At 64.0% G+C, this 530-nt stretch carries 1 protein-coding gene; it reads left to right on the forward strand.

Annotation, left to right across the window (positions count from 1 at the left end):
- Window positions 1-39: 39 nt before the first annotated feature.
- A partial coding sequence (locus tag DVK06_RS17160) for a PLP-dependent transferase (RefSeq protein WP_147438168.1) occupies window positions 40-530 on the forward strand: 491 nt, incomplete at its 3' end.

Here is a 530-nt window from a genome sequence, read left to right on the forward strand (position 1 = left end):
TGACGGTTATTCATCTGTACAGAATTATGCACCACGTACATGACCAGAGGTTTCCGCACTCGCGGTCTCCACGCCGGGCAGGACCCCGACCCGGCGACAGGGGCCCGCGCCCCGCCACTCTACCAGACTACGTCGTACGTCTTCGAGGACGCAGACCACGCCGCGGACCTGTACGCCCTCGAAGCCGATGGTGACGTGTACTCCCGTATCTCGAACCCGACGACTCGTATCCTCGAACACCGACTCGCCGCCCTCGAAGCGGGTGTCGATGCGGTTGCCACCGCCTCGGGAATGGCCGCTATCGACGCTATCACGACCGTTCTCGCGTCCGTCGGCGACAACGTCGTGCTCTCCGAAGACATGTACGGCGGGACGGCCTCGTACTTCTCGAAGACGACTCCTCGGCGCGGTATCGAGGCCCGGACCGTCGAAACGCTGGATATCGACGCCTACGCCGACGCCATCGACGGGGACACCGCGTTCGTCCACGTCGAGACGGTGGCGAATCCGTCGCTCAAGACGCCGGATTT

Origin of the sequence: Halorubrum sp. Atlit-28R, assembly GCF_003665955.1 — an archaeon.
GTDB classification, from domain to species: Archaea; Halobacteriota; Halobacteria; order Halobacteriales; family Haloferacaceae; genus Halorubrum; species Halorubrum tropicale.